Annotated in this window: 4 protein-coding genes; 2 read left to right on the top strand and 2 right to left on the bottom strand. The window is 57.5% G+C overall.

Annotated features, from left to right (window positions below; translation table 11 throughout):
- Positions 1–426 (bottom strand): SpoVR family protein (locus HP459_RS21330; RefSeq protein WP_171936798.1); only part of this gene is annotated, 426 nt, incomplete at its 3' end.
- Between the two features lie 321 nt (positions 427–747).
- On the opposite strand from HP459_RS21330, the gene HP459_RS21325 reads away from it, so the two are divergent.
- On the top strand, positions 748–2,046 hold the full coding sequence (locus HP459_RS21325) for a D-amino acid dehydrogenase (RefSeq protein WP_022648428.1): 1,299 nt from the start codon (positions 748–750) through the stop codon (positions 2,044–2,046).
- A gap of 9 nt (positions 2,047–2,055) precedes the next feature.
- A complete protein-coding gene (gene dadX, locus HP459_RS21320; RefSeq protein ID WP_022648427.1) occupies positions 2,056–3,126 on the top strand; it encodes a catabolic alanine racemase DadX in 1,071 nt (356 codons plus the stop codon).
- A 96-nt stretch (positions 3,127–3,222) separates the two neighbouring features.
- Here the strand turns inward: dadX and HP459_RS21315 are convergent, their stop codons facing one another.
- Entirely contained in the window at positions 3,223–4,956 is a 1,734-nt protein-coding gene (locus HP459_RS21315) for a potassium/proton antiporter (protein WP_023306465.1), read from the bottom strand.
- Positions 4,957–4,959 lie beyond the last annotated feature (3 nt).

Raw genomic sequence — 4,959 nt, 5'->3', positions numbered from 1 at the left:
GTCCGTCCAGCTGCGGAACAGATAGTTATTTTTGAAGAACGAGTTATGTCCATAGCAAGCGTGCGCCATCACCAGCGCCTGCATGGTAATGGTGTTCTCCTCCATCAGATAGGCAATACACGGGTTAGAGTTAATAACGATTTCATACGCCAGCCCCTGCTGTCCGTGCTTATACAGTCGCTCCGTTTCAATGAATTTTTTACCAAACGACCAGTGCGGATAGTTAATCGGCATCCCGACGCTGGAGTAAGCGTCCATCATCTGTTCCGAGGTGATGACTTCAATCTGATGGGGATAGGTGTCCAGACGATAGAGTTTGGCCACCCGGTCGATCTCCGCCAGGTAGACATCCAGCAACTCGAAGGTCCAGTCGGGTCCATCGCTCAGACGGGTGCTGTCCCTTGACATGGAATCTAGTGTAGCCATTAGCGCGCCCTCGTTGTTGGTCGCTCTCTCTGACTGGAGAGCCTCCTTTCAAGCATAGATCACCCCATTCAAATACGCGGGGCGCAGAAATTTTTTCTTTGCGATTTCCCGTTTTCGATACGGCAAAAAAAGCGGTGATCGCAGAATTTTCTACTGGTTAAAAATAACGCGCAGCAGGAGATCCCAAATAAGCGCCATCCCCTGATACAGCGGGATATGTGAGTTGAGTCACCATAAAAAAGTCATATGTTGAATAATATTTTCAGCTAGGTTATCAATCTGTAATTAGATGATTGTTCTTTTGCTCATAATGGAGTGGCTATGCGTGTTGTCATACTGGGAAGTGGTGTCGTTGGCGTAACCAGCGCCTGGTATTTAAGTCAGGCGGGACATGAGGTTACCGTTATCGATCGCGAATCCGGTCCGGCGCTGGAAACCAGTGCGGCGAATGCGGGGCAGATCTCCCCGGGCTACGCTGCGCCGTGGGCGGCCCCGGGCGTTCCGCTGAAGGCGATCAAATGGATGTTTCAGCGACATGCGCCGCTGGCGATAAGCCTTGACGGCACACAGTTCCAGCTTAAGTGGATGTGGCAGATGCTGCGCAACTGCGATACCCGCCACTACATGGAAAACAAAGGGCGCATGGTGCGCCTCGCAGAATACAGCCGCGATTGCCTGAAAGCGCTGCGTTCCTCAACGGGGATCGAATATGAAGGGCGCCAGGGCGGCACACTTCAGCTGTTCCGTACCGCGCAACAGTATGAAAACGCGACCCGCGATATCGCCGTGCTTGAAGATGCGGGCGTACCCTATCAGCTGCTGGAAGCCAGCCAACTTGCCCAGGTGGAGCCAGCACTTGCCGAGGTCGCGCACAAGCTGACGGGCGGTCTGCGTTTACCGAACGATGAAACCGGCGACTGCCAGCTTTTCACCCAGCGTCTGGCGCGCATGTGTGAGCAGGCCGGGGTGAAATTCCGCTTCAATACTTCTGTCGACAAGCTGCTGTCGGAAGGGGAGAAGATTTACGGCGTGAAGTGTGGAGAAGAGGTGATCAAAGCCGATGCTTACGTGATGGCGTTCGGATCCTATTCTACCGCGATGCTGAAAGGGATCCTGGATATCCCGGTCTATCCGCTGAAAGGCTACTCCCTGACCATTCCCGTGAAAGAGGACAGCGGCGCGCCAGTATCAACCATTCTTGATGAAACCTACAAAATCGCCATCACCCGTTTCGATAACCGGATCCGCGTCGGCGGCATGGCGGAAATCGTGGGCTTCAATACCGAACTGCTCAAACCACGTCGTGAAACGCTGGAGATGGTCGTCGGCGATCTCTTCCCGCGCGGCGGTTTCATTGAGCAGGCGACGTTCTGGACCGGCCTGCGTCCAATGACCCCGGACGGCACGCCGATTGTGGGCCGTACGCCTTACAAAAATCTGTGGACAAATACCGGCCACGGTACGCTTGGCTGGACCATGGCCTGCGGTTCGGGCCAGCTGCTTAGCGACCTGATTTCCGGGCGGACGCCGGCAATTCCGTTTGACGATTTAAGCGCCGCACGCTATCAATCAGGGTTTACCCCCTCGCGTCCACAACACCTGCACGGCGCGCATAATTAAGGAGTCGTCATGTCCCGTCCCATTCTGGCCCAGCTGGATTTGCAGGCGCTGAAGGATAACCTGCAAATTGTTCGTCGTGCTGCGCCGGGTTCTCGTGTCTGGTCGGTGGTGAAAGCCAACGCCTACGGTCATGGTATCGACCGTATCTGGAGTGCGCTCGGCGCCACCGACGGTTTTGCCTTACTGAATCTGGAAGAGGCCATCCTGCTGCGTGAGCGCGGCTGGAAAGGACCGATCCTGCTGCTGGAAGGATTCTTCCATGCGCAAGATCTGCCTCTGCTGGATAAGTACCGCCTGACGACCAGCGTTCACAGTAACTGGCAGATCAAGGCCATTCAGGACGCGAAGCTGCATGCCCCGCTGGATATCTATCTCAAAGTGAACAGCGGTATGAATCGTCTGGGCTTCCAGCCTGAACGCGTGCACACGGTCTGGCAGCAGCTTCGTGCGCTGAAAAACGTCGGTGAGATGACGCTGATGGCGCATTTTGCCGATGCGGAAAAGCCGGACGGCATTGCCGATGCCATGGTCCGCATTGAGCAGGCGGCAGAAGGGCTGGACTGTCCGCGCTCGCTGTCGAACTCAGCGGCAACGCTCTGGCATCCCGAGGCGCATTACAACTGGGTGCGCCCGGGGATCGTGCTGTACGGCGCGTCACCCTCAGGTCAGTGGCAGGATATCGCCAACAGCGGCCTGAAGCCGGTGATGACGTTACGAAGCGAAATTATCGGCGTGCAAACCCTGAAAGCGGGCGATACGGTGGGCTATGGCAGCCGCTATCGGGCAGCGGGCGAACAGCGTATCGGTATCGTGGCGGGGGGCTATGCAGATGGTTATCCGCGCATCGCCCCGAGCGGCACGCCGGTGTGGGTCGATGGCGTGCGTACGGGCACGGTAGGCACCGTCTCAATGGACATGTTGGCTATTGATTTGACGCCATGTCCTCAGGCGGGGATCGGCTCACCGGTTGAGCTGTGGGGCAACGAGGTTAAAATTGATGATGTGGCCGCTGCGGCGGGCACTGTCGGGTATGAACTGATGTGCGCGCTGGCGTCAAGAGTGCCTGTTGTGACGGTGTAACATGTGTGTGTGCCGGGTGGCGGCTTCGCCTTACCCGGCCTACAAAAGCCCGAACGTAGGCCGGGTAAGCGTTAGCGCTACCCGGCAAAAAAGCAGCTACTCCGCCTCCTCCTCCATCGGCCTTACGCCGACTTTGCGCACCGCGTTATCCTCTTTCTCGGCCACCGTCCAGACCATCCCGGCAAACTCCACCTGGTCACCGACGACCGGTGCAGCCCCTAATAATTGCTGAATAATCTCGCCCAGTGTTTGCTGGTTATCGCGATTCTCCATTCCTCCCTCCAGCCCATAAATCAGCGCCACATCCGCAAAGCGGGCGCTGGCTTCGAGGATAAAATCGCCGAAGAAACGCTGATCCAGCGCCACCGGGGGCGACTGGCTGAACAGCTTGCCAAGGGCAGGCAGGTCGCGCTCGCGGCCAATCACGCAGAGGATATCGTTCTCTCGCAGCCGCGTGCTGCCGGTCGGGTGAAGCAGGGCGTTATCCCGGAACAGGGCGGCAATGCGCGTTTCAGCGGGCATATGCAGATCGCGTAGCGAAGCACCCACGCACCACTTATCGGCGCTTAGCTGATAGACAAACTGTTCCCACGGGTTGTCTGGATGAATATCCAGCCCCACGCGGGAGACCGGCCAGCCAACGGGCGGTACCACCACTTTGGCTTTTTTCGCCGCCCAGCCCAGCGACGTCCCCTGGAACAGCAGCGATACCAGCACCACGAAGAAGGCGACGTTGAAGAACAGACGAGCGTTGTCCAGCCCGGCCATCATCGGGAAAACCGCCAGGATAATCGGCACCGCGCCGCGCAGCCCCACCCAACTGATAAATATCCGCTCACGCAGGTTAAACCCGCGGAACGGCAGCAGCCCGGCAAACACCGACAGCGGACGGGCGATGAAGATCATCCAGGCCGACAAAAGCAGCGCTGGCACGACGATAGGCAGCAGGTCGGAAGGCGTCACCAGCAGGCCCAGCACCAGGAACATGGCGATCTGTGCCAGCCAGGCCAGCCCGTCAAAGTTTTGCAGTATCGCATAACGGTTACGAATCGGTCGGTTGCCCAGCAGGAATCCACAGAGGTAAACCGCCAGAATACCGCTGCCGTCCAGCGCGGTGGTGACGGCAAAGATCAGGATCCCGCCGCTCAGGGCCAGCAGCGGGTAAAGGCCGGAAGGCAGCGTAATACGGTTGATTGTCTGCTGTAACAGGTAACCGCCGCCGAGACCAATGATAATCCCGAGGCCAAACTGCTGGAGGATGTGCCAGGCGAACATCCAGCTCAGGCCAGTTTCGTGCTGCTGGATCATCTCAATCAGGGTGATGGTCAGGAACACCGCCATCGGATCGTTGCTGCCGGATTCAATCTCAAGCGTGGAGCCAACGCGCTCGTTCAGCCCCTTGCCGCCGAGCAGCGAGAACACCGCCGCCGCATCGGTAGAGCCGACAATCGCGCCAATAAGCAGGCCTTCCATCATATCGAGGTTAAACAGCCAGGCTGCCATCATACCGGTCAGGCCGGAGGTGATTAGCACGCCGACGGTAGCCAGAGACAGCGCCGGACCTAAGGCAACGCGAAACGAACTTGCCTGGGTGCGCATGCCGCCGTCCAGCAAGATCACCGCCAGCGCGAGGTTACTTACCATATAGGCGAAAGGGTAATTATCGAAGGGGATACCGCCGATTCCGTCAACCCCCGCCAGCATGCCGATAGCCAGGAAAATGACAAGAATAGGTATGCCAAGGCGCGATGAAAATGAACTTAATAAAATGCTGAAGGTTACCAGGATGGAACCCAGAATGAAAAGACTGATTATCGCTGTGGCACTCAATGT

This window comes from Enterobacter sp. CM29 (assembly GCF_013179605.1).
Classification (GTDB): Bacteria; Pseudomonadota; Gammaproteobacteria; order Enterobacterales; family Enterobacteriaceae; genus Enterobacter; species Enterobacter intestinihominis.
This window is presented reverse-complemented; position numbering and strand designations above follow the sequence as displayed.